The organism is Streptomyces sp. NPDC012466, from assembly GCF_042955215.1.
Lineage (GTDB): Bacteria > Actinomycetota > Actinomycetes > Streptomycetales > Streptomycetaceae > Streptomyces.
The window spans coordinates 492,505-518,469 of sequence record NZ_JBIBEQ010000002.1 but is presented as its reverse complement, the minus strand read 5'-3'; the positions used below and the strand labels follow the sequence as shown (position 1 = coordinate 518,469).

22 protein-coding genes and 2 tRNA genes are annotated in these 25,965 nt (G+C 72.2%); 20 read left to right on the top strand and 4 right to left on the bottom strand.

Translation table 11 applies throughout. The features are described 5' to 3' along the window. Positions 1-9: 9 nt before the first annotated feature. Entirely contained in the window at positions 10-2,046 is a 2,037-nt protein-coding gene (locus ACFY9E_RS09865) for a hypothetical protein (RefSeq protein WP_390981156.1), read from the bottom strand. Positions 2,047-2,407: 361 nt separating this feature from the next. Here ACFY9E_RS09865 and proB point away from each other — a divergent pair, with 361 nt between their 5' ends. The 5 genes from proB to ACFY9E_RS09840 all read left to right on the top strand — a co-directional run bounded on the left by proB (position 2,408) and on the right by ACFY9E_RS09840 (position 7,405). Further along, positions 2,408-3,514 (top strand): glutamate 5-kinase, encoded by a 1,107-nt coding sequence (proB, locus tag ACFY9E_RS09860; protein ID WP_390982032.1) that lies wholly within the window; start codon positions 2,408-2,410, stop codon positions 3,512-3,514. A 134-nt stretch (positions 3,515-3,648) separates the two neighbouring features. Then, entirely contained in the window at positions 3,649-4,107 is a 459-nt protein-coding gene (locus ACFY9E_RS09855) for a hypothetical protein (protein ID WP_175436992.1), read from the top strand. A 72-nt stretch (positions 4,108-4,179) separates the two neighbouring features. Then, positions 4,180-5,466 (top strand): glutamate-5-semialdehyde dehydrogenase, encoded by a 1,287-nt coding sequence (locus ACFY9E_RS09850; RefSeq protein ID WP_390981154.1) that lies wholly within the window; start codon positions 4,180-4,182, stop codon positions 5,464-5,466. A 167-nt stretch (positions 5,467-5,633) separates the two neighbouring features. Then, on the top strand, positions 5,634-6,236 hold the full coding sequence (locus ACFY9E_RS09845; protein ID WP_390981152.1) for a hypothetical protein: 603 nt from the start codon (positions 5,634-5,636) through the stop codon (positions 6,234-6,236). 89 nt (positions 6,237-6,325) lie between these two features. After that, positions 6,326-7,405, top strand: coding sequence for a hypothetical protein (locus ACFY9E_RS09840; RefSeq protein WP_390981150.1), 1,080 nt, complete (start codon positions 6,326-6,328; stop codon positions 7,403-7,405). A 55-nt stretch (positions 7,406-7,460) separates the two neighbouring features. Here the strand turns inward: ACFY9E_RS09840 and ACFY9E_RS09835 are convergent, their stop codons facing one another. Further along, positions 7,461-8,585 carry a M48 family metalloprotease gene (locus tag ACFY9E_RS09835; RefSeq protein ID WP_390981148.1) on the bottom strand — a complete coding sequence of 375 codons (1,125 nt, stop codon included), beginning with the start codon at positions 8,583-8,585 and terminating at the stop codon, positions 7,461-7,463. 124 nt (positions 8,586-8,709) lie between these two features. Between ACFY9E_RS09835 and ACFY9E_RS09830 the strand changes: the two genes are divergently transcribed. The 10 genes from ACFY9E_RS09830 (at position 8,710) to ACFY9E_RS09785 (ending at position 13,939) form a co-directional block, all read left to right on the top strand. After that, positions 8,710-8,868 (top strand): hypothetical protein, encoded by a 159-nt coding sequence (locus tag ACFY9E_RS09830; protein ID WP_390981146.1) that lies wholly within the window; start codon positions 8,710-8,712, stop codon positions 8,866-8,868. A 164-nt stretch (positions 8,869-9,032) separates the two neighbouring features. Next, on the top strand, positions 9,033-9,197 hold the full coding sequence (locus ACFY9E_RS09825; protein WP_363118774.1) for a hypothetical protein: 165 nt from the start codon (positions 9,033-9,035) through the stop codon (positions 9,195-9,197). Positions 9,198-9,282: 85 nt separating this feature from the next. After that, the gene (nadD, locus tag ACFY9E_RS09820) at positions 9,283-10,026 is read left to right on the top strand and encodes a nicotinate-nucleotide adenylyltransferase (RefSeq protein ID WP_390981144.1); all 744 of its coding nucleotides are present in this window, start codon (positions 9,283-9,285) and stop codon (positions 10,024-10,026) included. A 16-nt stretch (positions 10,027-10,042) separates the two neighbouring features. Next, a complete protein-coding gene (locus ACFY9E_RS09815) occupies positions 10,043-11,767 on the top strand; it encodes a LytR C-terminal domain-containing protein (protein ID WP_390981142.1) in 1,725 nt (574 codons plus the stop codon). Between the two features lie 103 nt (positions 11,768-11,870). After that, on the top strand, positions 11,871-12,317 hold the full coding sequence (gene rsfS / locus ACFY9E_RS09810; protein ID WP_390981140.1) for a ribosome silencing factor: 447 nt from the start codon (positions 11,871-11,873) through the stop codon (positions 12,315-12,317). Beyond that, positions 12,314-12,982 (top strand): histidine phosphatase family protein, encoded by a 669-nt coding sequence (locus ACFY9E_RS09805; protein WP_390981138.1) that lies wholly within the window; start codon positions 12,314-12,316, stop codon positions 12,980-12,982. Before rsfS ends, ACFY9E_RS09805 begins: the two co-directional genes overlap by 4 nt. A gap of 72 nt (positions 12,983-13,054) precedes the next feature. Next, positions 13,055-13,127: transfer RNA gene (locus ACFY9E_RS09800), tRNA-Ala, on the top strand. 200 nt (positions 13,128-13,327) lie between these two features. Continuing rightward, positions 13,328-13,501 carry a hypothetical protein gene (locus tag ACFY9E_RS09795; RefSeq protein WP_283971272.1) on the top strand — a complete coding sequence of 58 codons (174 nt, stop codon included), beginning with the start codon at positions 13,328-13,330 and terminating at the stop codon, positions 13,499-13,501. A 3-nt stretch (positions 13,502-13,504) separates the two neighbouring features. After that, on the top strand, positions 13,505-13,738 hold the full coding sequence (locus tag ACFY9E_RS09790; protein ID WP_006136074.1) for a hypothetical protein: 234 nt from the start codon (positions 13,505-13,507) through the stop codon (positions 13,736-13,738). Positions 13,739-13,866: 128 nt separating this feature from the next. Next, positions 13,867-13,939, top strand: a tRNA-Ala gene (locus tag ACFY9E_RS09785). Positions 13,940-14,048: 109 nt separating this feature from the next. On the opposite strand, the gene ACFY9E_RS09780 is transcribed toward ACFY9E_RS09785, so the two are convergent. Together ACFY9E_RS09780 and ACFY9E_RS09775 are read right to left on the bottom strand one after the other, a co-directional pair. Beyond that, on the bottom strand, positions 14,049-15,659 hold the full coding sequence (locus ACFY9E_RS09780) for an NADH-ubiquinone oxidoreductase-F iron-sulfur binding region domain-containing protein (RefSeq protein ID WP_390981135.1): 1,611 nt from the start codon (positions 15,657-15,659) through the stop codon (positions 14,049-14,051). Further along, complete coding sequence (locus ACFY9E_RS09775) at positions 15,656-16,918, bottom strand: cytochrome b/b6 domain-containing protein (protein WP_390981133.1); 1,263 nt, start codon at positions 16,916-16,918, stop codon at positions 15,656-15,658. The genes ACFY9E_RS09780 and ACFY9E_RS09775 overlap by 4 nt, the downstream gene beginning before the upstream one ends. A 470-nt stretch (positions 16,919-17,388) precedes the next feature. Here ACFY9E_RS09775 and leuS point away from each other — a divergent pair, with 470 nt between their 5' ends. The 5 genes from leuS to ACFY9E_RS09750 all read left to right on the top strand — a co-directional run bounded on the left by leuS (position 17,389) and on the right by ACFY9E_RS09750 (position 25,963). Further along, positions 17,389-20,268, top strand: coding sequence for a leucine--tRNA ligase (gene leuS, locus ACFY9E_RS09770; RefSeq protein WP_390981131.1), 2,880 nt, complete (start codon positions 17,389-17,391; stop codon positions 20,266-20,268). Positions 20,269-20,406: 138 nt separating this feature from the next. Beyond that, the gene (locus ACFY9E_RS09765) at positions 20,407-21,195 is read left to right on the top strand and encodes a hypothetical protein (RefSeq protein WP_390981129.1); all 789 of its coding nucleotides are present in this window, start codon (positions 20,407-20,409) and stop codon (positions 21,193-21,195) included. Between the two features lie 72 nt (positions 21,196-21,267). Then, positions 21,268-22,113 (top strand): DegV family protein, encoded by an 846-nt coding sequence (locus tag ACFY9E_RS09760; RefSeq protein WP_390981127.1) that lies wholly within the window; start codon positions 21,268-21,270, stop codon positions 22,111-22,113. Positions 22,114-22,232: 119 nt separating this feature from the next. Beyond that, complete coding sequence (locus tag ACFY9E_RS09755) at positions 22,233-23,396, top strand: helix-hairpin-helix domain-containing protein (RefSeq protein ID WP_390981125.1); 1,164 nt, start codon at positions 22,233-22,235, stop codon at positions 23,394-23,396. Continuing rightward, positions 23,393-25,963 carry a ComEC/Rec2 family competence protein gene (locus ACFY9E_RS09750; RefSeq protein WP_390981123.1) on the top strand — a complete coding sequence of 857 codons (2,571 nt, stop codon included), beginning with the start codon at positions 23,393-23,395 and terminating at the stop codon, positions 25,961-25,963. The genes ACFY9E_RS09755 and ACFY9E_RS09750 overlap by 4 nt, the downstream gene beginning before the upstream one ends. Positions 25,964-25,965: the final 2 nt, after the last annotated feature.

The following is a 25,965-nucleotide window of genomic DNA, read 5'->3' as shown; positions in this document are numbered from 1 at the left end:
TGCCGCCGCTCAGCGCTGCGCCGCCGGGACCGCGGTCTCGGTGCGCTGGCCGGGCAGTTCCGCGGCCAGCCGCTCCGCCACCCGGGCCCGGTGGTCCCGGGCCTCCGCGCACAGCGCCCGGACGGCCGCGTTGAAGCGCTCCTGCGACGACGGCTCCGCCGGACCCAGCAGGCGCAGCTTCAACGCGGCGCGTGCCTCCGCCAGTTCGTCGTTCTCCGGGTGCCGGACGCTCTCCAGCAGGTCCGGCACCCCGGCGGCGTCCGGCGTCAGCACCGTCGCCGCCACCACCGTCGGGAACGCCGCTCGGAAGGCGTCCTCGGGCAGGCCGCTGGTGTTGGCCACCGCGTACGGCTTCTCGCTCGCCAGGAAGTCGCTGATCACGCTCGACACATCACTGATCAGCAGATCGGCCACGTTGAAGCAGGAGTACAGCGTGGGCCGGGCGTCCGTGATGATCTGGTGCTCGCCCTCCGGCAGCGAGGCCCAGTACGCCTCCTCCCACGCGGCCGTCGCCCGCGCCACCGCCGCCGCGCGGCCCGGCTCCGGCGCCGACTGCACCAGCATCCGCTCCACGGTGTCGGAACCGGCCCGGAAGGCCGACGTGGTGAGCCGGTCCAGCTCGGCGGTGCGGCGGGTGAGTTCCGCGCCGTCCGAGGGATGTGCCCCGGTCCGCTCCCGGTTGGCCGCCCGGATCAGCTCCCGGATCCGCAGATCGGCCGCGCCCGCGCGCGGGTCCACGGAGCCCGTCAGCGGATGCGGCTTGTACAGCAGCCGCACGCCCGGGTCCGCGAGCAGCGCCCGCACCAGGTTCTCGCCGGCCGCGATCACCGACGTGTTGCCGGGGTTGCCGTCCCAGCCCTCCCAGGTCGGCGCGTACAGCACGGTCGTCCGGGCTCCGGCCGGCGGACCCGCGTAGGGCAGCACTCCGTCCAGTTGCGGACGCCCCGTCTCCACCACGTCCTTGTCCTCGACCCCGACCTCGGCCAGCGCGTACCGCTCGCGCGCTGCGGGCCCGGCCACCCACACCTCGTCGTACGCCTTCGCGTACGGGTTGCAGGAGGACAGCTTGTCGCTCTCGCCGTGGTTGACGAAGGTGTGCTTGATCGTGGGGATGCGCAGCACCTGGGAGGTCTTGCCGGAGTTCGACGGGTGGATGAGCACCTGGAGCGTGGAGTGCTCCAGACGCATCAGCGTCGACACCTTCGGCAGGCAGACGATCGGGATGTCCGTCGCCGCGATCTTCTGCACCATGAACCGCTCGCGCAGGACGATGACCGGCCTGCCCTCCAGCCCGGCGAGCGGCTGCAGCCACATGTTCGCCTGGTAGGCCGAGGCGGTGCCGCCGGAGAAGTACAGGCCGACGGTCGGCCGGTAGTCGGCCAGCCACGCGTCGAACCAGTCGAGGACCTGCTGCTCGTCCGCCGGACGACGGCCCGGCAGCAGCCGGAGAAGCAGCGCGCCGAGGCCGGTCAGTCCGAGGGCGAGGGAGAGCGCGATGCCCGCCGCCGCGTACACGGGCCGGTCGCCGGGAGCGCTGGCCAGTAGCCCGGCGGTCGCCGGCAGGCCGAACACCAGCAGCCGGTGGCCGGGGCGGCGCAGCAGCACGGACGGGGCCGGCGACAGCCGCAGTGCCGAGGCGTCGATGTTGCGGGTCACCACCGGCAGGGTGCGGGTACGGCGCACCAGGACGGAGACCGCCTGGATCGCGCAGTGCAGCACGTAGAAGACGAGCAGCCCGGCCACCAGCGGGGCGTACACCGTCTCCCGGTCCTGCTCGCCCAGCCGCAGCAGTCCCACGACCAGCAGCAGGTCCCGCAGGACGTGCCGCACGGTGATGTCGGCGTGCGACTTGGCGAACAGCGACAGCACCCCGCGCTGCCACCGGTACAGGACGCCCTCCGTGGCCAGGGAGACGACGGTCGCGGCGAGCAGCAGCGGAACGTTGGGCAGCAGCGCCGCGACCGCCTGTGCGGCGAACGCGGCGGCCAGGACGACGGTGACCAGCCCCTTGAGGAGGGCCTGCGGGCGGGGGAGAGGTACGGGCACTGCGGTCACTCCAGGAGCGTCGGGTCGGCGCAGGTCGGCCGTCCGGGTTAACGCGCGGCGACCTCCCGACGACACGCGCGTGTCGCCGGGGCGTGGGGGAGGCTGTCGTTCCGCGTGTCGTGGACCGTAGCGGAAGATCCCGTTCCTGTCCTGGTCGGGGCCGGAAAAGGGGCGGTTGCCGTCCCGCGGCGCGGGCGGAAGGGCGGCTGCCGTCCCCTCAGGGCTCTGTCCGTGACGCGGGCGGCACCGTCCGTAGCGTGGACCGGCGCCGCACCCCGTCCGGCCGTCCCGTAGATTTCCCGGCGAGGGAGCGAATCGACGCGAGGGGACGGACGACGACGTGGCAGGGGCAAGGCAGGCCGTGGGCGAGGCCCGCAGGATCGTCGTCAAGGTCGGGTCCTCCTCGCTGACCACCGCCTCGGGCGGCCTGGACGCGGACCGCGTGGACGCGCTGGTCGACGTCCTCGCCAAGGTCCGCAGCGGCGGCGAGCGCGAGATCGTCCTGGTCTCCTCGGGCGCCATCGCCGCCGGCCTCGCCCCGCTGGGCCTGCGCCGCCGACCCAAGGACCTGGCCCGCCAGCAGGCCGCCGCCAGCGTCGGGCAGGGCCTGCTGGTCGCCCGCTACACGGCCTCCTTCGCGCGCTACGGCGTCCGGGTCGGGCAGGTGCTGCTGACCAGCGACGACATGAGCCGCCGCGCGCACCACCGCAACGCCTCGCGCACCCTCGACAAGCTGCTCGCGATGGGCGCCTTCCCGATCGTCAACGAGAACGACACCGTCGCCACGGACGAGATCCGCTTCGGCGACAACGACCGCCTCGCCGCTCTCGTCGCCCACCTCGTCCACGCCGACCTGCTCGTCCTGCTGTCCGACGTGGACGGCGTCTACGACGGGGACCCCGCGAAGCCCGGCACCTCCCGCATCGGCGAGGTGCGTGACCCCTCCGACCTCGCCGACGTCGAGATCGGCAGCGCGGGCAAGGCCGGAGTGGGCACCGGCGGCATGGTCACCAAGGTCGAGGCCGCCCGGATCGCGGCCGCCGCCGGTGTTCCCGTCGTCCTCACCAGCACCGTTCACGCGGCCGACGCCCTGACCGGCCAGGACACCGGCACCTTCTTCCACCCCACCGGCAAGCGCTCCGCTGACCGGCTGCTGTGGCTCCAGCACGCCTCCACCCCGCAGGGCGCCCTGACCCTGGACGACGGCGCCGTCCAGGCCGTCGTGGACCGCCGCAAGTCGCTGCTGCCGGCCGGGATCGCCGCCGTCGAGGGCGACTTCAGCGCCGGCGACCCCGTCGAGCTGCGGGACGGCACGGGGCACGCGGTGGCCCGCGGGCTCGTCAACTTCGATGCCAAGGAGATCCCCCGGCTGATCGGCCGCTCGACCCGGGAACTGGCCCGTGAACTCGGACCCGCGTACGAACGCGAGGTCGTACACAGGGACGACCTGGTGGTCCTGCACCCGTAATGGGTCGAAACGTCCGTCCCCGGTGGTGGACGTTCCGCAAAACCGCCCCGCGATCCCTTGCGGCCTGCTCAACTTTGTCCCGGGGAACTGTTCCGCAGCAGCGCCACTGTGCAAAGGAGGCCGTCGTGAGACGAGTGCGCCCTGGGACTCAGGCGTCCCACGGTGGTGCCGGCTCCCGCGCGGCCGGTGAGGAGCGTGCCCTGACGAGCGTGGCGGCCGGGGACCGGTTCCGGGGCGAGGAACCCGGCGACACCCCGCGTCTGTGGCACGTCACCCTCAGCGTCTCCGGCAAGGAGGCCCCGCTCCCGGAGGTCCGGCGCGCCCTGGAACAGCTCGCCCACGACCATCCCTTCTTCCTGACCAGCCGCTACGCGGTCGACCACGCGGAGATCCGCTACTGGGAGGAGGCCCGCGACCTGCACGACGCGGCCGCCGTCGCCCTGCGCCTGTGGGGCGAACACCGGCAGACGGCCGGGCTGCCGCCCTGGGAGATCGTCGGCCTCGAGGTCATCGACCGCGCCACGTACCACCAGCGCATCGCGGAGGGGTACGGGCCGCCCCCGGCCTCACCGGTCGGAGTTCACCCGTTTTGATCCGGTCCGGGACGTGTCTCGGGGTGTGGAACGCGCGATGAACGGATCCGTCCGGCGCACTACCCTTCCCTCATGACCACGCTTTCGCCGTACGACTCCATGTCCCCGGTCACCGAGGCCGCCTACCGCGCCAAGGCCGCCGCCGCGACCCTCGCGCCGCTGCCCCGGGCCGAGAAGGACGACGCGCTGCTCGCCGTCGCGGACGCGCTGGAGGTCCGTGCCGGCGAGATCGTCGAGGCCAACGCCAAGGACGTCGCCAAGGCCCGCGAGGCCGGCATCAGCGAGGGCATGATCGACCGGCTCACGCTCACCCCCGAGCGGATCCGTGCCATCGCCTCCGACGTCCGCGACGTCGCCGCCCTGCCCGACCCGGTCGGCGAGGTCGTCCGCGGCTCCACGCTGCCCAACGGCATCGACCTGCGCCAGGTCCGCGTGCCGCTCGGCGTCGTCGGGATCATCTACGAGGGCCGGCCGAACGTCACCGTCGACGCCGCCGCCCTCTGCCTGAAGTCCGGCAACGCGGTCCTGCTGCGCGGCTCCTCCTCGGCCTACCAGTCGAACACCGCCCTCGTGCGCGTCCTGCGCGACGCCGTGGGCGGGGCCGGGCTGCCCGCCGACGCCATCCAGCTCGTCCCCGGCGAGAGCCGCGACAGCGTGCGCGAGCTGATGCGCGCCCGCGGCCTGGTCGACGTACTCATCCCGCGCGGCGGTGCCTCCCTGATCAACACGGTCGTCCAGGAGTCCGTCGTCCCGGTCATCGAGACCGGCACCGGCAACTGCCACGTCTACGTCGACGCCCAGGCCGACCTCGACATGGCCGTCGAGATCCTGATCAACTCCAAGGCCCAGCGGGTCGGCGTCTGCAACGCCGCCGAGACCCTGCTGGTCCACCAGGACATCGCCGCCGAGTTCCTGCCCCGCGCCCTGGACGCCCTCGCGGAGGCCGGCGTCACCGTGCACGCCGACGAGCGCGTGCAGGCCTACGCCAAGGACTCCAAGGCCACCGTCGTCGAGGCGACGACCGAGGACTGGGAGACGGAGTACCTCTCCTACGACATCGCGGCGGCCGTCGTGGAGTCGCTGGACAAGGCCGTCGAACACATCCGGCTGTGGACCTCCGGCCACACCGAGGCGATCGTGACGACCTCCCAGCAGGCCGCCCGCCGCTTCACCCAGCTGGTCGACTCCACCACCGTCGCCGTGAACGCCTCCACCCGCTTCACCGACGGCGGCCAGTTCGGCTTCGGCGCCGAGATCGGCATCTCCACGCAGAAGCTGCACGCCCGCGGCCCGATGGGTCTGCCGGAGCTGACCAGCACGAAGTACATCGTCACCGGGGACGGCCACGTACGGCGCTGAGCCCACGGACGGCGTAACGGGGCATGCCGGTGCCCGCATACGTGTGCGGGACCGCGCGGACGGCGCATATGGGTGCGGCAGGGGCGGACCGGGCGGACGCGCGCCTGCCCGGAACCCCGTGAGAGCCGCCCCGACCGGCGGATGAATTTCCATACCGTCTGCCCAAAATGACCCCCCAGGTCTACTCTGGATCCGTGCCGGAGGACGTGGGGGGCACGCCGTTTCCGGACGGCCGGGAGCCCGACGACGACCACGACCGCGGGGTGTCGGACGAAGAGTTCGCCTCCGTGGTCTTCGACGAGGCCTTCGTACGCGCGGCCGTGGTGCACGAGCCGACCGCAGTGGAGCGCCTCCTGGCCGCGGCACAGGCGAGAGCCGAGGCCTCCGAGGCGGAGGCCCGCCGCGCCCACGCCAGAGGCGAGCGCTACGACGACGGGTTCGGCCCGGACGGCCCCGGCCGTTTCGGCCATGATCCCGACCTCGACGAGCTGGACGACCCCGACGTCCTCGAGGACCCCTACGCCCACCCGGGGCCGTACTCCAGACAGGTCCGCTGGCACCGGCCCGTCGCCTGGCTGCTCGCGCTCGTGATGGGCATCGGCATGGTGGCCCTGGCTTTCACGGCCGTCTACCGGGGAGCGTCCTCCCACCGCGAGGAACCCGTCCCGCCGCCGGCCTCGACCGGGCTGGAACAGGGCAGCGGGGCCGCCCCCTCCGCTTCCGCCGACCACTCCCAGCCGGCCATGTCGGTGATCCCCCGCACCCCCTGACCGGAACCCGCCCATCCTGGTGAGAACCTGTCAGAACTTGTGGTGCAGCGGGGCGTTTACCCGAGCTGCGCGCGACCTACCCTGAAGATATGGGCGGGCCTGGAAACCCACCTGAGGGGACTCCCGAGGGCGCCCCCGGAGGTGGCGAGGACGAGTACCGATCCGTCGTCTTCGACGAGTCGTTCGTCCGTGCTGCCCGCCTCCAGGAGTTCTCCGCCGAGGAGCGCATCGCCGACCACGCGCCCGCCGTGCGACGCAGGGCACCGCTGCGCCGGGGCCTGTCCCGGCAGGCGCTGGTCCTGGTCCTGCTGATCGCCGTCGCCTTCGGCACCGCGATCTACATGGGTGTACGGCACCCCTACCAGACCCCGGCCGCCCAGGAGCCCGGCGAGCCCCTGCGGATGACCGTCATCCCGCTCGTCCCCGAGGGGAAGGTCCCCGGCAGCGCCGACCCGGCGTACCTGTACGAGCACAGCCCCGCCGCACAGTTCAAGACCGGCGCGCAGGGCGTGCCGCTGCCCGCCTCGCGGCGCACCGCGCACTTCTCGGACAGCCAGGTCGTGAGCGCCCTGACCACGGCCAAGGACTACATCGTCCGGTCCGCCCTGGACCCGGAGGTGCTCATGGGCGGTGAGGTCCGGGCCGTCCGGGTGCTGCTCGACGCCGACCAGCTGGACCAGTTCGACCAGAGCTTCGCCCGGCCCTCCGCCGACGGACGCCACGCGCCCACCGGCTGGCTGGTCCGCTTCGATCCCTCCCGGGCCGAGCTGGCCGACCGCAAGGTCCGGGTCCAGGGCACACTCCAGGCCGCCGAGGCCGACGCGTCCACGCTCGAGGTCACCGCCGACCACACGTTCGTGTACGCGCTCCGGGCGGCCGGGGCCGCAGACAAGGGCGGCAAGGACGAGGCGTCCCTGTTCACCCTCCGGCGCGAGCTGCACTTCCGCTTCGACCGCGACGACCTGCGGCTGCATCAGGCGCAGCTCGTCGTCTCCTACGTCCAGGCCGGCCCGCTGTCCTGTGCCGAGGACTCCACGAACCACCTCCGGCCCCTCCTGGCCGGCCAGACGGCCAAGGAGGGCGGCCCCGCGGGCACGGACCCCTACGCCACGGGCAGCGCGACGGCCCTGTGCGGCTCTCTGGCGACGAGCGCCCAGCCGAGGGTGTGAGGCGAGCCGAGGCGCGCGAGAAAGGGCCGCGTGGGTCCGGAGGCACCCAGGTGGCTCAGCCCCCGTTGCGCGGCGGCCAGTCGTCCCCCGGGTAATCCGACGACGTCCCCGTCTCCGGACCCTGCGGCGGCTTCGGGGACGTGGCGCCGAAGCCGCCGAAGCCGCGGCGGACCCGGTCGCCCAGGTCGCCGGCTCCGCCCGCGAGATCCGTGACCAGCTTCATCAGCGGGTCCTTCGAGTTCTTCACATGGGTGGTGTAGTGGTTGGCCGAATCCCGCCAGGAGTCCCGGACCGAGGTGTCCTGGTCCTCGTCGCGCCGCGGGTAGTGGCCGTCCATGATGCGCTGGTGGTCCCGCGACTCGGCCCACTTCTTCAGCTCGGCCGCCCGCACGGTGGTGAAGGGGTGGGAGCGGGGCAGCACGTTCAGGATCTTCAGCACGGAGTCGCGCAGATCCCCCCCGGCCTCGTACTCCTCGGCCTGGGCGAGGAACGCGTCCACGTTCATCTCGTGCAGGTGGTTGCCGCCCGCGATCTTCATCAGACCCCGCATGGAGGCCTGCACGTCCTGCCCGACCAGCAGCCCCGCGCGGTCCGCCGACAGCTCCGACTTGCGGAACCACTCCCGCAGCCCGGTCACGATCGCCATGATCGCGAGGTTGCCCAGGGGAATCCAGGCGACCCGGACGGCGAGACTGGTCAGGAACAGCAGGATCGTCCGGTAGACGGAGTGCCCGGACAGCGCGTGCCCGATCTCGTGGCCGACGACCGCCCGCATCTCCTCCTCGTCGAGCAGCTCCACGAGGCCCGTCGTCACGACGATGATCGGCTCGTCCAGGCCGATGCACATCGCGTTCGGCTGCGGGTCCTGGTTCACGTACATCGGCGGGACCTTCTCCAGGTCCAGGATGTAGCAGGCGTCCCGCAGCATCACGTTCAGATGGGCGAACTGCTGGTCCGAGACCCGCACCGAGTCGGACAGGAACAGCAGCCGCAGACTGCGCTCGGGCAGCAGAGCGCTGAGCGCCTTGAACACCGTGTCGAAACCGCTCAGCTTGCGCAGCGCCACCAGGGCGGAGCGGTCGGCAGGGTGCTCGTACGCACGCGAGGAGATCCCGGGGAAGCGCCTGCGCTGCCTGCTCGGCACGTGCTCGTGCCCGTGGTGCTCGTGACCGTCGGACATGTCTTCCCCCATGCGTCTGGTGTGACCTTTGCGGCCCTTTGTGCGGCCTTTTGCTTCCCCGAGGCAGAGCCCAGCCTAGGCGGAGTTACGGTGGTCGGGCAGTACAGCGAAGGAGACCACCGCCATGGAGCACCACCCCGCATCCGCCTGGCTCGCCGGGGCCGCGAACGCCGCCGAGGGACAAGGGCCGGGGATGCTGCGGATCGTGCTGGTCGTGATGATCCTGGGCTGTGCGCTGGCCGCGTGGTTCCTGCTGCGTGGCTACAGACGGAAGGACGACTGAGGTCACACGAAGGTTCCCCGCCGGCCCCCGGGACCGGGGCCAGCGGCGGCACGTGCGACCGCCCGCGGCACGAACAGGCGGAGTCGGGGTGATCGTGGAACGGGCGCCCGCTTACGATGAGCCCACGTCTTTATCCCGCCCACACGCGATAGGTCCTGCCGAAGATGAGCTTCCACAGCACCGCTGCCCAGTTGGTCACCCTCGCCGCCGAGGGCGAGGAGCACGGCGGAAACCACGAGAGCCTCAGCCCCTACCTCACCGGTGGCGGCGCACTCTTCATCCTTCTGCTCCTGCTGTGGGTCACCACCCGCTTCAACCGCGACCGCTGAGACCGGCGGGGCATCCCGCCGAGGGTGCCCGGGGGACCACGGGGGCGGCCGGAGCCCTCGGGCAGGGCCGGTAGGGTCTGCACGCATGGGAGAGCAGGACATGCCTACCGGTCCGGCGAACAAGACGCCGCGCGACCCGGCACCGGACACGGCGAGCGGCACCGAGCGGCCCTCGGAGCCCCGCCGTGCCGCCGCGGCGGCACGCCGGAGCGACGACCCCGGAAGGAACCCGTCACGGCCGGGCAAGCGCCGCCTCGGCGTCATGGGCGGCACCTTCGACCCGATCCACCACGGGCACCTGGTGGCGGCCAGCGAGGTGGCCGCGGCGTTCCACCTCGACGAGGTGGTCTTCGTCCCGACCGGCCAGCCCTGGCAGAAGAGCCACCGCAGTGTCTCCCCGGCCGAGGACCGCTACCTGATGACGGTCATCGCGACCGCCGAGAACCCGCAGTTCTCCGTGAGCCGCATCGACATCGACCGCGGCGGCCCCACCTACACCGTGGACACCCTGCGCGACCTGCGCGCGCTCAACCCCGACACGGACCTGTTCTTCATCACCGGCGCCGACGCGCTCGCCCAGATCCTCACCTGGCGGGACAGCGAGGAACTGTTCTCCCTGGCGCACTTCATCGGGGCCACCCGGCCGGGTCACCACCTGGACGACTCCGGACTCCCGGAGGGGGGCGTCTCGCTCGTGGAGGTTCCCGCGCTCGCCATCTCCTCGACGGACTGCCGTGCGAGAGTCGCCAAGGGGGACCCCATCTGGTACCTGGTGCCGGACGGAGTCGTGCGCTATATCGACAAGCGCGAGCTGTACCGCGGCGAGTGAGCCGAGAGGGGCACCGGTGAACGACCGATACGACGCGGGGGCCGCAGACCACGGCGCCGACCAGTACGAGCTCGTCGGCTACGACGAGTACGGCCGGCCTGTCTACCGGCAGGTCCAGCCCCAGCAGACCCAGCAGCAGACGTACGACCCGTACGCCCAGCAGCACCAGCAGGGTTACGGCTACGACCCGTACGCGCAGCAGGGCCAGCAGTCCCCGCCCGCCTACGACTACGGCACGGGGCAGCAGCAGCCCGCCCCCTCCTACGGTGCCTATGACCCGTACGCCACCGGCCCGCACCAGGGCGGTTCCGCCCAGGGCGCGTCGCACGACCCCTACGGCCAGGCCACCGCCGCCGGAGCCGCCGGCGGGCAGCCCCGCGTCGCCGAACAGACCGCCCGGCAGACGGCCCACATCCCGCAGCAGGCCGGCCCCGTCGACCACGAGGAACCCGCCGAGCCGCAACGGGAGTACCACACCGAGCAGTTCGCCTTCGTCGAGGAACCTGACGCCAACTCCGAAGACGTCATCGACTGGCTGAAGTTCACCGAGAACCGCACCGAACGCCGCGAGGAGGCCCGCCGTCGCGCCCGCAGCCGGATCGTCGCCCTGGCCGTCGTCCTCGCGCTCGTCGCGGCCGGCGGCGTCGGCTACCTCTGGTATGCGGGGAAGCTGCCGGGCCTGTCCTCCGACGGCTCCAAGACGGGTACCGCGACGGCGGCGGGCGCCCAGAAGCGCGACGTGATCGTCGTGCACCTGCACGACACCAAGGGCGGCGGCACCTCCACGGCCCTCCTCGTCGACAACACCACCCTCCAGCGGGGCACCACCGTCCTGCTCCCCAACTCCCTCGCCCTGACCAGCGACGACGGCACCACCACGACGCTCGCCAAGTCGGTCGAGGACGACGGCTCCGACGGCACCCGCGACGCGCTCGACACGGTCCTCGGCACCGACATCGAGGGCACCTGGCGCCTGGACACCCCCTACCTGCAGAACCTCGTCGACCTCGTCGGCAACATCGACGTCGACACCGATGCCGAGGTGCCCGACCCCGACGCCAAGAAGAAGGGCGAGGCCCCCCTGGTCAACAAGGGCCAGGACCAGACCCTCAGCGGCAAGATGGCGGTCGCCTACGCCACCTACCGCGCCCCCGGCGAGGCCCAGAACGCCCAGCTGGAGCGCTTCGGGCAGGTCATGCAGGGCGTCCTGCGCAAGATGTCCTCCGACCCGCAGGCCGCCACGACCACCATCCAGACCCTGGCGCAGATCCTGGACCCGTCCCTCACCGACAAGGACCTCGGCACCTTCCTCGCCGGGCTCTCCGACCTCGCCAAGGGCGGCGACGTCAAGACCGACCTGCTGCCGGTCCGCAACGACGGCACGCTCAGTCCCCAGGCGAGCGCGGGTGTGGTCAAGAACGTCCTCGGCGGCACCGCCAAGAGCCCCGACAAGGGCGCCGCCGTCAGCGTCGCCGTCCAGAACGCCACCGGCGTCAAGGACAACACGGAGAAGGCCCGCGTCGTGCTCCTCAACGGCGGCTTCACCTTCCTGGAGAGCGGCACCGCCGCCGCCCGGGCCACCTCCCAGGTCGTCTACGCCGACGCCGCCGACAAGGCGAACGCCGCCGAGGTCGCCAAGACCCTGGGCCTGCCCGCGGGCTCCGTCACCAAGGGCAGGATCTCCGCGGGCGCCGACGTCTCCGTGGTCCTCGGCCATGACTACAAGCCGTCCGCCGGCTAGCGGCGGGAGCGCGCTCCCCACGTGATCCCGTCGATCGCGTGGGGGGCCCGCTGCGGTCCGTGAGACCCTTGGTGGCAAGTGCCCGCCGACCGAAAGCCTTGTAGTGACCGTGACCGACCGCTCTCACGAGCTGATCAACACCGCCGCCCAGGCGGCCGCCGACAAGCTGGCCCACGACATCGTCGCCTACGACGTCAGTGACGTGCTGTCCATCACGGACGCCTTCCTGCTGGCCTCCGCGCCCAACGACCGCCAGGTCAAGGCGATCGTCGACGAGATCGAGGAGCGCCTCTCGAAGGAACTCGGCGCCAAGCCGGTGCGCCGCGAGGGCGACCGCGAAGCACGCTGGGTGCTGCTCGACTACGTCGACATCGTCGTCCACGTCCAGCACAGCGAGGAGCGCGTCTTCTACGCCCTGGAGCGGCTGTGGAAGGACTGCCCCGAACTGGAGCTGCCCGAGGAGGCCAAGGCCACCCGCGGCAAGGCCGAGGAGCACGCCAAGCTGCGCGCGGCCGAGGAGGCGGCGGAACTGGACGGTGACTGGCGGTGACCTCCCCCAGTGAGGCGTCCGCAGGGAAGGGCCGGGGCCGCCGCATCATCCTCTGGCGGCACGGCCAGACCCTGTGGAACGTGGAGCGCCGCTTCCAGGGCAGCACGGACGTCGAGCTGACCGAGACCGGCATCGCCCAGGCCCGCCGCGCCGCCCGGCTCCTCGCCTCGCTGAAGCCGGACGCGATCGTCGCCTCCGACCTCCGGCGCGCCGCGGCCACGGCCGCCGAGCTGGCCACCCTCACCGGCCTCGACGTCACCCACGACGAGGCGCTCCAAGAGACCTACGCGGGCGTCTGGCAGGGCCTCACGCACGAGGAGATCATCGCCCGGTACGGCGAGGAGTACGCCGCGTGGAAGCGCGGTGAGCCCGTCCGCCGCGGCGGTGGCGAACTGGAGACCGAGGTCGCCGACCGCGCCGCCCCCGTGGTGCTGCGGCACGCCGAGAAGCTCCCCGACGACGGCACCCTCGTCGTGGTCAGCCACGGCGGCACGATCCGCACCACCATCGGCCGCCTCCTCGGTCTCGACCCCCACCACTGGGAGAGCCTCGGTGGACTCTCCAACTGCTGCTGGTCCGTCCTCGGTGAAGGCGCCCGCGGCTGGCGCCTGCTGGAGCACAACGCCGGCACCCTGCCGGAAGCGGTGCTCGGCGACGACGACTGACCCCGGATTTCACTTTCCGGCAGGTCGCAGGCTAAAGTTCTTCTTGTTCGCCCCGCCAGCGGGGAGACACGAGGGGCTATAGCTCAGTTGGTAGAGCGCCTGCATGGCATGCAGGAGGTCAGGAGTTCAATTCTCCTTAGCTCCACATCAAGATCCCGTTCCCGTCAGGGGGCGGGATTTTTCATGCTCCGGTTTGAGTCGCTCGGGCCCTTCCCGGCGTATACCTCTACGGCCCCGCCGGGGTGCCGTGTCCGGACTGGTACTGAGGCGTCGCTGACCGTATTGGTCCGGCCGTGGCAGAATCAAACGGCCGGAAGGGGGCGCGACCCGACGGGAGGAGTAGCGATGCCTGCGAGCATCCTCGAGGAGGCCGACCACCTCCTCGAAGCAGCGTTGACCCGGGAGATGTCCACCCGCCTCAGCTGCCCTTCCTGTGGTTCCGCGCACGTGGCCCAGATGCTCGGCGACAACGGCGGAGTTTCCTACGTGTGCACGGCCTGCGGCCACAGCTGGAGCTGATCGATGGGTGCACACAGGCGGAAGTGCGACTGGTGCGGCAGCGGGACTCCGATCGTCCGTGACATGGAACCGATCAATCCCGACTACCAGTACTGGTGCGAGGAATGCGCGCGGGCGCTGATCATAAAAGGCGACCCGATCGAGACGTACCGCGAGTTGGAGGGTGAACCGATCTACGGCCGGCTTCTGGAGGAGCACTGCACGCTCAAGCGGTTCTATTCGTTCGTCACGGCCTGAGCCCGCAGAGTCGGTGCGAAACCGACATAGCGGGCATCTCCGTACGAGGCGAAATCGATTTGGTGTTGGGCCCGGTGGACCAGTAAAGTTGGCGTCGCCGCCGGGGAAACCCGGAGGAACACCGGCAAGGGGCTATAGCTCAGTTGGTAGAGCGCCTGCATGGCATGCAGGAGGTCAGGAGTTCAATTCTCCTTAGCTCCACAGCAGATGAGAAGGCGGGCCATCCGATTTCGGATGGCCCGCCTTCTTCGTGTTCCCTCGTGTGCGCGTGCGGACGGCGGGCCCACGAGGAGCCCGCCGTCCGTGTGCTCTAGCGGCCGAGAGCGCGGCGGCCGCGGCCCTGGGAGAGGACCGGGAGGTTGCGGGACGGCCCGCCCTGCGCGCCCCCCTCCTCGATGCGCAGCGCCAGCGCGGGGCAGCGGCGCACCGCGCGTAGAGCCTTGGCCTCGGCGTACCGCGGCACCTGCGCCTGCGCCACGGTCGGGAAGCCGTCGGCGCCCAGTTGGAACACCTCCGGCAGGATGTCCGCGCACAGGCCGTGGCCCCGGCACAGCGTCCAGTCGACGTAGATCTTCTGACGGCTGGGGCCGTTCTCCTCGGACTCGCCGCCGCCCGGGATGCCCGTAGGGGCCCTGCCGCCCTCGAAGAGCGGCAGAACGCCCTCCACGGGCCGTCCGCAGCCGTTGCCGAGGACGTGGGCGGCCAGGTCGTCCGTGAACGCCTTGATGGTCGACTCCAGGAACATCGCGGAGCCGTCCGGGTGCGAGCACGCGCCGCGCCGTTTCACGTTCTTGGCGACCTGCTTGAGCGCCTCCAGGGCGGCCGGTCCGCCGCCGTTGAGGATGTCCTCCAGGCCGCGCGCGGCGGCCGGCAGACCGAGATAGCAGGGGCCGCACTGGCCCGCGCTCTCCTCGGCCAGCCACTGCGCCACGCGCAGCGACTCGCCCAGCGGGCAGGTGTCCTGAGTGATCGGCAGAATCGCGCCGGCGCCGAGCGCGCCGCCCACCGCGTCCAGGGAGTTGCGGGAGACGATCGCCTCGTTGACCGTCGCCGCGTCGATCCACTTGCCGTGGTAGCCGCCGGTGAGCACGCCCTGCGGCACCGGCGGAGCGCCGGCGAGCTGCAGGACGTACCGCAGCGGCACGCCCGTCGGGACCTCGATCACCATCGGGCGGGCGACCGCGCCGGAGACCGTGAGCATCACGGTGCCCGGCTCGTCGTACAGGCCGGTGTTGCCGTAGCGCTCCGGGCCGATGCGGGCGGCGATCGCCAGCTGGGCGAAGGTCTCGGCGTTGGACAGCAGCGTGGGTGCGCCGCCGACGCCGTTCTGCGAGGCGCTGACCTTGCGGCCGGGCGGGATGGCCGGGCCGCCGTCGATCGAGCGGACCAGCGAGGCGGCGGCGCCGGTGACCATGCGGACCGGATTGCGCTGCACCCGTGCGCGCAGCGCCGATCGACGGCCGTTGCTGAGGCCGCGTTCGGCGAGCGCGGCCTCCATGGAGCGCTGGGTCGACTCACGGGTGACCCCCACCACGAGCGTGCGGGCACCCAGGGCCTCGGCGCACAGCAGCGCGCCGTCCAGGATCAGATGCGGGGCACGGTTGATCAGCACCGTGTCCTTGCGGCAGGCCGGTTCGTCCTCGCTTCCGTTCACGACGACGACCGGCCGGACGCCGCGCTTGATCGCCGCCTCGGCGACCGAGCGCAGCTTCTTGTGGAAGGGGAACCCCGCGCCGCCGCGGCCCTTCAGGTTGATGCGTTCGGCGAGTTGCGCGAGCTGCTCGCCGCCCATCGGCTCGAGCGGCCCGTGCACCTTGAGGTGCATGGGCAGATCGAGCCGATCGACAAGGTCGAAGCCCGACGTGAGCTGGGGAAGGCCGACCACGCGGACTTCGGGTACGTCGGGCAGGGCCTCGTTCACTTAAAGCCTCCGGAAGGCGTGTTCCAAGGTTCGCCCGATCCCGGTGCGTCGAAGTCATAGGACGCACCGGGCGATGTTTCATTGGCGGGACCGCTGTTGTACGTGTCGTTCGGGTAGTACGTGTCATAGACGGCGTTCGTCTCACCCGTGTCGTACACGTCACTCGATCCGTAGCCGGGGGCGCCTGGATTGCCATAGGCCGGGATGCTTTGTCCGGTGTCCTGCAGGGGGTCGTAGGGCGGGATGTTGAAGCCCGTGTCCTGAAGAGGGTCGTAGGCCGACGGCGGGGCCTCGCCGACCGGCGGCGGCGACGGGATGGGCCAGTTGCCCGAGGTGCTGGAGGGGCCGTCCACGGTCGGGAAGGTCTCGGTGGGCTGCAGGTCCAGCGGCAGCTGCATGCTGGTGGCCGGTCCGGGCGCGAAGGGCTGCTGGCCCTGGGGAGGGCCCGAGACGGCCCGGTAGGCAGCGGCGAAGCCGTTCGCGGGCTCCTTGGCCGCGGGGCGTTCCGCCCTCTCGTACAGCGGCCCCGACGCGGAGGCCGAGGCCCTCGCGGGTGCCTCCCGGCCGTCGTAGCCGGGCAGTGCGGAGCCGCCGGCCGCCCGGGCCCGGCTCTCCTCCAGATCTCTGCGGCCCTGGCCCTCACCGGGCCCGATCAGCGAGGCGACCTTGTCGGCGACCTTGCGCTTGACCTGGCGCGGAGCCGCGCGCAGGGCGAGGGCTGCGGCCACCCCTGCCAGGGAGAGGCAGTACAGGATGACGAAGATCGGCTTGGCCGAGCGACCCGCGTAGAGGCCGTGCACCAGCGCGGCGCACCAGGCCGGGTAGGCCAGCATGTGCATGGCCCGCCAGCGGGCCGCGACGGGTGCGGGGGACGCGAAGCGGTTGCGCAGCACGCCGGTGATGCCCACGAAGATCATGAGCATGCTGGCCAGGGTGCCGAGGCCGATGAGGAACGACCGGCCGGTGACCACCTCGTCGTCGCTGAGGAGGAGCCCGAAGGGGATGAAGACCGCGATCCACGAGGTGTGGGCCAGCGCCAGCTTGACCCCGATGTGCACCAGCAGGAAGACGATCGAGGCGACGGCCGTGGTCCGGTGCACGGCCTGCGCCAGGATGCGCCTGCGGGTGTCCAGCAGGACCCGGTCCTGGGCGACCAGACCCCAGATCACCGAGCAGGTGAGGCACACGAGGGACAGCACGCCCGCGCCGAAGTTGAGGAATTCGGCGAAGGAGTCGTCTGCCGTGGAGTCGTTGGTCACGGCCGGCCTCCCCACGTCCCGGCGACCGGGGAGGGCGAGGTGTTACTGCGATGAGGGTTCATGGGGGCAACTCCGAGCGGTTCGGGAAAGCAGCGGTCCCGTTGCCGAACTCTAAGCGCAGCCATACCGATGAGTACGAGGTTTGAGTTATTGCGTTGTTATCAAAGGACAATGTGGTTGTTGTGATGTCCCTTAGTGACTGTTACGCGAAGTAACCATTGACCCTGGTTCAGCTTTTCGGGCGCGGGGACGGCCTCCGGAAGCGCGTCGCGACGCGCTGGGGGCCTGCGGTACCCTAGCGCCATGCGTGCCGTACGCCTTCTGCTTAGCGGGCCGCGCTGATCAATCCCGGCCACCGGACGAGTCGAGTGGCCGGAGTCGGCGCGGCGTCCCCTCCTGTGCGAGGGGATTTTTCGTTTCTCGAACCACACAGGCCGCAGGCAGAGACGATCGATGGAGCTTTGAGGATCATGAGCGAGACGAACCCCGCTGCCGCCGCAGCGGATGCCGCGCCGCACCGCTACACGGCCGCCGTGGCTGCCGAGATCGAGGCACGCTGGCAGGACTTCTGGGACGCCGACGGCACCTACGCCGCACCCAACCCCAAGGGCGACCTGGCCGGGGACCCGGAGACCGCCGCCAAGCCCAAGAAGTTCATCATGGACATGTTCCCGTACCCCTCCGGTGCGGGCCTGCACGTCGGACACCCGCTGGGCTACATCGCCACGGACGTCTTCGCGCGCTTCCAGCGGATGACCGGCCACAACGTCCTGCACACCCTGGGCTTCGACGCCTTCGGGCTGCCCGCCGAGCAGTACGCGGTGCAGACCGGCACGCACCCGCGCGTGTCCACCGAAGCCAACATGGAGAACATGAAGGCCCAGCTGCGCCGGCTGGGCCTGGGCCACGACAAGCGCCGGTCGTTCGCCACGATCGACCCGGACTACTACAAGTGGACCCAGTGGATCTTCCTGCAGATCTTCAACTCCTGGTACGACCACGACGCCCGGCGGGCCCGTCCGATCGCCGAGCTGGTCGCCGCGTTCGAATCGGGTGAGCGGCCGGTACCGGGCCACACGCGCGCGTGGAGCGAGCTGAGCGCCGCCGAGAAGGCCGACGTCCTGGGCGAGTTCCGGCTGGCCTACGCCTCCGACGCGCCGGTCAACTGGTGCCCCGGGCTGGGCACCGTGCTGGCCAACGAGGAGGTCACCGCCGACGGCCGCTCCGAGCGCGGCAACTTCCCGGTCTTCAAGGCCAAGCTGCGCCAGTGGAACATGCGCATCACCGCCTACGCGGACCGTCTGCTGGACGACCTGAACGAGCTGGACTGGCCCGAGGCCATCAAGCTGCAGCAGCGCAACTGGATCGGCCGCTCCGAGGGCGCCCGCGTCGACTTCCCGATCGACGGCGAGCGCATCACCGTCTTCACCACCCGCCCGGACACCCTGTTCGGCGCCACGTACATGGTGCTGGCGCCCGAGCACCCGCTGGTCGAGAAGTTCACCCCGGCCGCCTGGCCGGAGGGCACCCACGAGGTCTGGACCGGCGGCCACGCCACCCCCGGTGAGGCCGTCGCCGCCTACCGCGCCCAGGCCGCCTCCAAGTCCGACGTGGAGCGGCAGGCCGAGGCCAAGGACAAGACCGGCGTCTTCATCGGCGCGTACGCGACCAACCCGGTCAACGGCGAGCAGGTCCCGGTCTTCATCGCCGACTACGTCCTGATGGGCTACGGCACCGGCGCGATCATGGCCGTCCCGGCCGGCGACCAGCGCGACTTCGAGTTCGCACGCGCCTTCGAGCTGCCGATCACCTGCATCGTCGAGCCGACCGACGGCCGCGGCACGGACACCGCGACCTGGGAGAACGCCTTCTCCTCGTACGATGCCAAGATCATCAACTCCTCGAACGGCGAGGTCAGCCTGGACGGCCTGGGCGTCGCCGAGGCCAAGGAGCGCATCACCGAGTGGCTGGAGCGGTCCGGCGTCGGCGAGGGCACCGTCAACTTCCGGCTGCGCGACTGGCTGTTCAGCCGCCAGCGCTACTGGGGCGAGCCCTTCCCGATCGTCTACGACGAGGACGGCATCGCCCACGCGCTGCCCGAGTCGATGCTGCCCCTGGAGCTGCCCGAGGTCGAGGACTACTCGCCGCGCACCTTCGACCCGGACGACGCCGACACCCAGCCCGAGACCCCGCTGTCGCGCAACGAGGACTGGGTGAACGTCACGCTGGACCTGGGCGACGGACGTGGCCCGCGCCGCTACCGGCGCGAGACCAACACCATGCCCAACTGGGCCGGTTCCTGCTGGTACGAGCTGCGCTACCTGGACCCGCACAACTCCGAGAAGCTGGTCGACCCCGAGATCGAGCAGTACTGGATGGGCCCGCGCGAGGGGCAGCCGCACGGCGGTGTGGACCTGTACGTCGGCGGCGCCGAGCACGCCGTCCTGCACCTGCTGTACGCGCGCTTCTGGTCCAAGGTCCTGTTCGACCTGGGCCACGTCTCGTCCGCCGAGCCGTTCCACAAGCTGTTCAACCAGGGCATGATCCAGGCCTACGTCTACCGCGACAGCCGTGGCATCGCGGTGCCGGCCGCCGAGGTGGAGGAGCGCGACGGCGCGTACTGGTACCAGGGCGAGAAGGTCTCCCGGCTGCTGGGCAAGATGGGCAAGTCCCTGAAGAACGCGGTCACTCCGGACGAGATCTGCGCCGAGTACGGGGCCGACACCCTGCGCCTGTACGAGATGGCCATGGGCCCGCTGGACGTCTCCCGGCCGTGGGACACGCGCGCGGTGGTCGGTCAGTTCCGGCTGCTGCAGCGGCTGTGGCGCAACATCGTCGACGAGGCGACCGGCGAGGTGACCGTCGTCGACGCCGAGCCCGACGAAGAGACGCTGCGCGCCCTGCACAAGGCGATCGACGGGGTCCGCGGTGACCTGGAGGGCATGCGGTTCAACACCGCCATCGCCAAGGTCACCGAGCTGAACAACCACCTGACCAAGGTCGGCGCGGCCGTGTCCCGCCCGGTCGCCGAGGCCCTGGTGCTGATGGTCGCGCCGCTGGCCCCGCACATCGCCGAGGAGCTGTGGCGCAGGCTGGGGCACACGGACTCGGTGGTGCACCAGGACTTCCCGGTGGCCGACCCCGCGTACGTCGTCGACGAGACCGTGACCTGTGTCGTGCAGGTCAAGGGCAAGGTCAAGGCGCGGCTGGAGGTCTCGCCGTCGATCTCCGACGACGAACTGGAGAAGGTCGCGCTGGCGGACGAGAAGGTCGTCGCCGCGCTGGGCGGTGCCGGGATCCGGAAGGTGATCGTGCGCGCGCCGAAACTGGTGAACATCGTTCCGGCGTAGCCGCCAGGGCGTGCGGACCCCTCTCGGGGTGGTCCCCTACGGGCAGGTTCGGGGTTTTTCTGGAACTCCGGACCTGCCTGTTGCGTTTACCGTTGAAGAGCGACGCGAGGCGCCGTGACGTCCTGAGGAGGAGCCCTTGTGGAAGCAGTGATCGCAGTCTTCGCCCTGCTCTTCGTGCTCCTTGTCGGGCTCGGGGTGTACGCCACGGTGAAGGTGGTCGGCGCGGCCAAGCGCGGCGTGGACCGTGGCATCACCCAGGCCCGCCGCACGGTCGAGGACCACACACTGCGCGCCAAGTCCTTCGTCCAGCCCGGCGCCCCGGGCGAAATCGCCCAGCTCCGGCTGAAGCTGCGCACCTCGATGCGCGCCACTCAGGAAGCGCTGCACGCGGCCGTCGCCGAGGACGAGTCCCTGAAGGAGTCCGTCGGCCTGTTCGAACGGCTGAGTGCGCATGGGTTCGAGCTGGACGACGAGCTGAAGCGCCTGGAGTCCGAGCCGGACCGTACCGCGCTCGCCGAGCGGCTCCCCGAACTGCGCGAGCGCACCGAACGCATCACGCACTCGGCGGACTCGCTGCGCTGGGCTGCACGCGACCGCGCCAGCCGCTTCGCGGAGGACGACCTGGACTCGCTCAGCGCGCAGATCGACCTGGAGTCCGGGGCACTGCGGCACTGGACGGCGCCGGAGCCGCAGTCCGCGTCGTCGCCGCAGTCCGCGTCGTCCCGGCAGTCGGCCTCGCCGCCGAAGCCCGCGACGCCGCCGTGGCCCGAGGCATCGGCCGCCGATGCCGCCACGGCCGGGCAGACCTGGCCGGACAGCGCGCAGTCGAGCCCGGCGCAGGAGCCGGCGCGGCCCGCCATCACGCCGCCGGGACCACGCCCGACCTACCCCTGGCAGAAGAAGCCCCGCCCCGAGAGCACCACTTGATCCCGCCACCCGCTCCGCAGGGCGCGGGGGCCGGGCTGCCACAGCGGCGCTACGGCAGGTAACCTCCAGCTCATGTCCCGCCATGTCGCGATCGTCACCGATTCAACGGCCTACCTGCCGACCCGGACGATGGAGCGTCACGGCATCACGTCGGTCCCACTGACCGTGGTCCTCGGTGACCGGGCGCTGGAGGAGGGCACCGAGATCTCCACCCGGGCCCTCGCCCAGGCTTTGCAGAAGCGGCGCCCCGTGACGACCTCGCGGCCCGGTCCCGCGGTCTTCGCGGAGACGTATCGCAAGGTCGCCGAGGCGGGCGCCACCGGCATCGTCTCCCTCCACCTCTCCGCCGAACTCTCCGGTACGCACGACGCGGCCGTCGTCGCCGCGCGGCAGGCGCCGGTGCCCGTGCGGGTGGTGGACACCGGCATGATCGCGATGGCGCTCGGGTTCTGCGCGCTCGCCGCGGCGGAGGCCGCGGAGTCGGGCGGGACGGTGGACGAGGCCGTCGCGGCCGCGGAGAAGAGGGCCGCGGGCACCTCTGCCTACTTCTACGTCGACACCCTCGACTACCTGCGGCGCGGCGGCCGTATCGGAGCCGCACAGGCCCTGCTGGGCTCGGCGCTCGCGGTGAAACCGCTGCTGCAACTGGCCGACGGCCGTATCGAGCCGCTGGAGAAGGTGCGGACCGCGTCCAAGGCGATCGCCCGCCTGGAGGAGATCGCGGCCGACCGTGCGGGCGCCGCCCAGGTGGATGTGGCCGTTCACCATCTCGCCGCCCCGGACCGGGCGTCGGCCCTCGCCGACCGGCTGCGGACGCGGGTGTCCGGGCTGGCCGAGCTGCACGTCAGCGAGGTCGGGGCGGTGATCGGGGCGCACACGGGGCCCGGTCTGCTGGGAGTTGTCGTTTCGCCCCGGTGAACGTTGCTGGAGGGCTCCGGTCACCCGTGTGAGTGATGGAGTTGTCCACAACCGGGGGACTGTCCCCGGAAATTGACCAAGATCATCTCGGGTGGGGCGAGGTGGCCGATCCTCGTCCCATGGCACTTCGATCACGTTCACGCACAGCGACCGCGACCAGTGGGCCGGGCCGCGGGCCGGCGTCCGACGGGCGCATCCGTCACCGCCGGTCCGTTCCGCGCGGGCGGGCCCGGCAGCGTCATGCCTCGGCGGAGGAACTCCGGCGGCGCGCCGGAATGTTGTTCGGCGAGCATCCCGCAGGGGCCGAGCCGGACGAGCGGACCGGGCCGCCCGGACCTGCCGAACGGGCGGGAGAGCGGCGGGAGTCGGGGCAGGGGCCGCCTGGGTGGTCGGGTTCCGTCGCTGTCGACGAGCCCCGGCGAGGGCGTGGCGGCCACACGGCGTCCATGGCTCACAGGAGCGCTTTCGCCGAGGTGGATCACGACGGGGACCTCGAGGACCAGCGCGCGGCGGAGGGAGCCTGGCGGGAGCGGGCGGGGCTGGCGCTGCGGGAGCGGATGCCGCTGTGGCTGCAGACGAGGTGTGGCCTGGAGCGGCGGAATGTGCTCGCTCTGACCGTCGTGCTCGTCGTCGCCGCGGCCTTCGCCCTGCAGCACTTCTGGACCGGCCGCACCCAGACCGTGCGGCCGCCGGAGGTGGTGCGGGCGGCGGTGCCGTTCGGGGAGGGGCAGGAGAGCGGGGCGGCGGAGAAGAAGCGAGGCCCGGGCGGTGCCGGGGTGCCCGCCGGGATCTCCGCCGGGGCTTCCGCCGGGACTGGTGAGTCGGGGGCGCCCGAGATCGTGGTGGACGTCAGCGGCAAGGTCCGTGAGCCGGGGATCCACCGGCTGCCGGCCGGCTCGCGGGTGGCGGACGCCCTGAGCGCGGCGGGCGGGGTGAAGCCGGGTACGGACACCGACGGGCTCAACCGCGCCCGGTTCCTCGTGGACGGCGAGCAGGTGGTCGTCGGGGGGCCGGCTCCCGCCCAGGGGCCAGGGGCGGGCGGCGGTTCGGCTCCCGGTGGTGCTCCGGCCGGCGCGGCGGCCGGGCCGGCGGCTCCCGTCTCCCTCAACACGGCCACCGCGGACCAGCTCGACACCTTGCCGGGCGTCGGCCCGGTCCTGGCGCAGCACATCATCGACTACCGCCAGCAGCACGGCGGCTTCCGCACGGTGGACGAGTTGCGCGAGGTGAACGGCATCGGCGATCGCCGCTTCGCCGACCTGCGCGATCTCGTACGGCCATGAGGAGCGCCCCCGGACCGCCGGTGCGGCGCGACGAGGCCGCGTCCGGGTTCCGCCCCGGTCGGTCCGCCGTGCACGCGTCCTCCGGCGCGCGTCTCGGCGCCGCCCGACCACGCCAGGAGGGCCCGACGGACCTGCGGCTCGTTCCACCCGCCCTGGCGGCCTGGGCGACGGCGGCGCTGGTACTGGGCGCGTCCCCGAAGTGGGCGCTCGGCATCGTGATCGGCTGCCTGGCAGCCGTCGCGCTGCTGCCGTCGGCCCGGCGGCACCGGGCGGCGTCCTGGCCGCGAGCCTCGGCCGCCGCCCTGCTGTTGTGCGTGGCCGCGGCTGCCGCCTCGGCCGGGCTGCACGGGGCGGATCTGCGCCGCGGGCCCGTGCCCGGCCTGGCGCGGGACTACGCCACGGTGACCGCCGAGGTCGAGCTCACGTCCGATCCGCGGCTCACCCGGCCGAAGGTCCGGGGCGATCACGTGGCTCCGACGGCCGTGCTGATCGACGCCGACGTGCGGCGCGTGAAGGAGGCGGGCGGCGCGGCGGTGACGGTCCGGACGCCGGTGCTGATGATCGTGGACGTGGACTCGTCCCTTCCGCGCCGGGTCGAAGGTGGGCCGCTGCGGTCCCCGTGGCTCGGCCTGCTGCCGTCGACGCGGCTGCGGGTCAGCGCCCGGCTGGCACCCGCGATGACGGGCGGCGACCGGGTGGCGGCCGTGCTGCGCGTGCGGGGCCGTGGCGGGCCGGACGTGGTCGGCGAGCCCTCGGGGCCGCAGCGGCTCGCCGGGCGGTTGCGCGCCGGGCTGCGGGAGGCGACCGACGGGCTGCCGGCGGACGCTCGGGCGCTCCTGCCGGGCCTCGTGGTGGGAGACACCTCACGGATCACCCCGGAGCTGGAGGAGGCCTTCAAGGAGACCGATCTCACCCACACGCTGGCCGTGTCCGGGGCCAACTTCACGATCCTCCTCGCTCTGCTGCTCGGACCGCCGGGCCTGGCACAGCACGTGGAGCGGCGGGGGCTCGCACCACGGCTCGGCATCTCGCTGCGGGGGACGGCGGTGCTCGGGGGCGCCCTCTCGCTCGGGTTCGTGGTCGTGTGCAGACCGGACCCGAGCGTGGTGCGGGCCGCGGCCTGCGGGGCGGTCGCGCTGCTGGCCCTGGCGACCGGACGCCGGAGGTCGATGATCCCGGCACTGGCGACGGCGGTACTGCTGCTGGTGCTCCACGACCCGTGGCTGGCGCGCAGTTACGGGTTCCTGCTCTCCGTCGTGGCGACCGGCGCCCTGCTCACGCTCGCGCCGCGCTGGAGCGCCGGGCTGCGGCGGCGCGGGGTGCCGGCGAGGCTCGCCGAGGCGCTGGGCGCCGCCGCGGCCGCGCAGGCCCTGTGCGCGCCCGTCGTGGCCGTGCTGTCCGCGCGGGTGAGCCTGGTGGCGGTGCCGTGCAATCTGCTCGCGGAGTTCGCGATCGCGCCGGCGACCGTGCTGGGGTTCGCGGCGCTGGCCACGGCGCCGGTGGCGATGCCGATGGCCAAGGCCCTGGCGTGGTGCGCGCATTGGCCCGCCGGGTGGATCGCGCGGATCGCCCGGACCGGGGCGGCGCTTCCCGGCGGAGGGATCGACTGGCCGGGCAGTTGGGCGGGTGCGGCGCTGCTCCTGGCCGTGACCCTGGTCGTGGTGCTCGTCGGACGGCGGCTGCTCGGGCACCCCTGGTGGTGCGGGGTCTGCGGCCTGCTGCTGGCACTGGCGGTGGTGCAGCCGCCGCCGCTGACCCGGGTGGTCACGGGCTGGCCGCCGCCGGGCTGGCGGCTGGTGATGTGTGACGTGGGGCAGGGCGATGCGATGGTGCTCGCCGCGGGCGAGGGGGCCGGCGTGGTGGTCGACGCGGGGCCAGACCCGCGGCTCGTGGACCACTGTCTGCGCTCCCTCGGCATCACCAGGATCCCGCTGGTCGTGCTCACCCACTTCCACGCCGATCACGTGGCCGGTCTGCCCGGGGTGCTGCGCGCACGGGCGGTGGGCGCGATCGAGACGACGGGTTTCGAAGAGCCCGCGGACCAGGCCGCGTTCGTACGGAGGCTGGCGGCGGCGCGGCGGATTCCCGTGACGCGGGCGGCGGCCGGGGAGCAGCGGCGTACGGGGGAGCTGTCCTGGCAGGTGGTGTGGCCGCCGCCGGAGCCGGAACCGGGGGTGTTCGCGGCCCACCCGGTGCCGGAGGGACCGAACGACGCCAGTGTCGCCATGCTGGTCCGTGCTGCCGGACTGCGCCTGCTGCTCCTGGGGGACCTGGAGCCCCCGGCGCAGCGGGCGCTGGCGCGTTCCCCGGCGGCCGGGGCGCTGGAGGGTGTGGACGTGCTGAAGGTCGCCCACCACGGATCGGCCTACCAGGACCCCGGCCTCCTGCGCCGGGCGGCACCGCGGCTGGCCCTCATCTCCTGCGGCGAGGACAACTCCTACGGTCACCCCGCCCCCGGCACCGTCGCCGCCCTGCGCGCCGGGGGAGCCGCGGTGCTGCGGACGGACCGGGACGGCGCGTTGGCGGTCGTGGGAGGGGGCGGTGAGCTGAGTGTGGCGCGAGACTGAGG

Coding starts and splice junctions, on each gene's coding strand:
- ACFY9E_RS09850 (WP_390981154.1), top strand. CDS start 4,180: ATGACCACGCTTTCGCCGTACGACTCCATGTCCCCGGTCACCGAGGCC.
- ACFY9E_RS09845 (WP_390981152.1), top strand. CDS start 5,634: ATGACCCCCCAGGTCTACTCTGGATCCGTGCCGGAGGACGTGGGGGGC.
- ACFY9E_RS09840 (WP_390981150.1), top strand. CDS start 6,326: ATGGGCGGGCCTGGAAACCCACCTGAGGGGACTCCCGAGGGCGCCCCC.
- ACFY9E_RS09835 (WP_390981148.1), bottom strand. CDS start 8,585: ATGTCCGACGGTCACGAGCACCACGGGCACGAGCACGTGCCGAGCAGG.
- ACFY9E_RS09830 (WP_390981146.1), top strand. CDS start 8,710: ATGGAGCACCACCCCGCATCCGCCTGGCTCGCCGGGGCCGCGAACGCC.
- ACFY9E_RS09825 (WP_363118774.1), top strand. CDS start 9,033: ATGAGCTTCCACAGCACCGCTGCCCAGTTGGTCACCCTCGCCGCCGAG.
- nadD (WP_390981144.1), top strand. CDS start 9,283: ATGGGAGAGCAGGACATGCCTACCGGTCCGGCGAACAAGACGCCGCGC.
- ACFY9E_RS09795 (WP_283971272.1), top strand. CDS start 13,328: ATGCCTGCGAGCATCCTCGAGGAGGCCGACCACCTCCTCGAAGCAGCG.
- ACFY9E_RS09790 (WP_006136074.1), top strand. CDS start 13,505: ATGGGTGCACACAGGCGGAAGTGCGACTGGTGCGGCAGCGGGACTCCG.
- leuS (WP_390981131.1), top strand. CDS start 17,389: ATGAGCGAGACGAACCCCGCTGCCGCCGCAGCGGATGCCGCGCCGCAC.
- ACFY9E_RS09760 (WP_390981127.1), top strand. CDS start 21,268: ATGTCCCGCCATGTCGCGATCGTCACCGATTCAACGGCCTACCTGCCG.
- ACFY9E_RS09755 (WP_390981125.1), top strand. CDS start 22,233: ATGGCACTTCGATCACGTTCACGCACAGCGACCGCGACCAGTGGGCCG.
- ACFY9E_RS09750 (WP_390981123.1), top strand. CDS start 23,393: ATGAGGAGCGCCCCCGGACCGCCGGTGCGGCGCGACGAGGCCGCGTCC.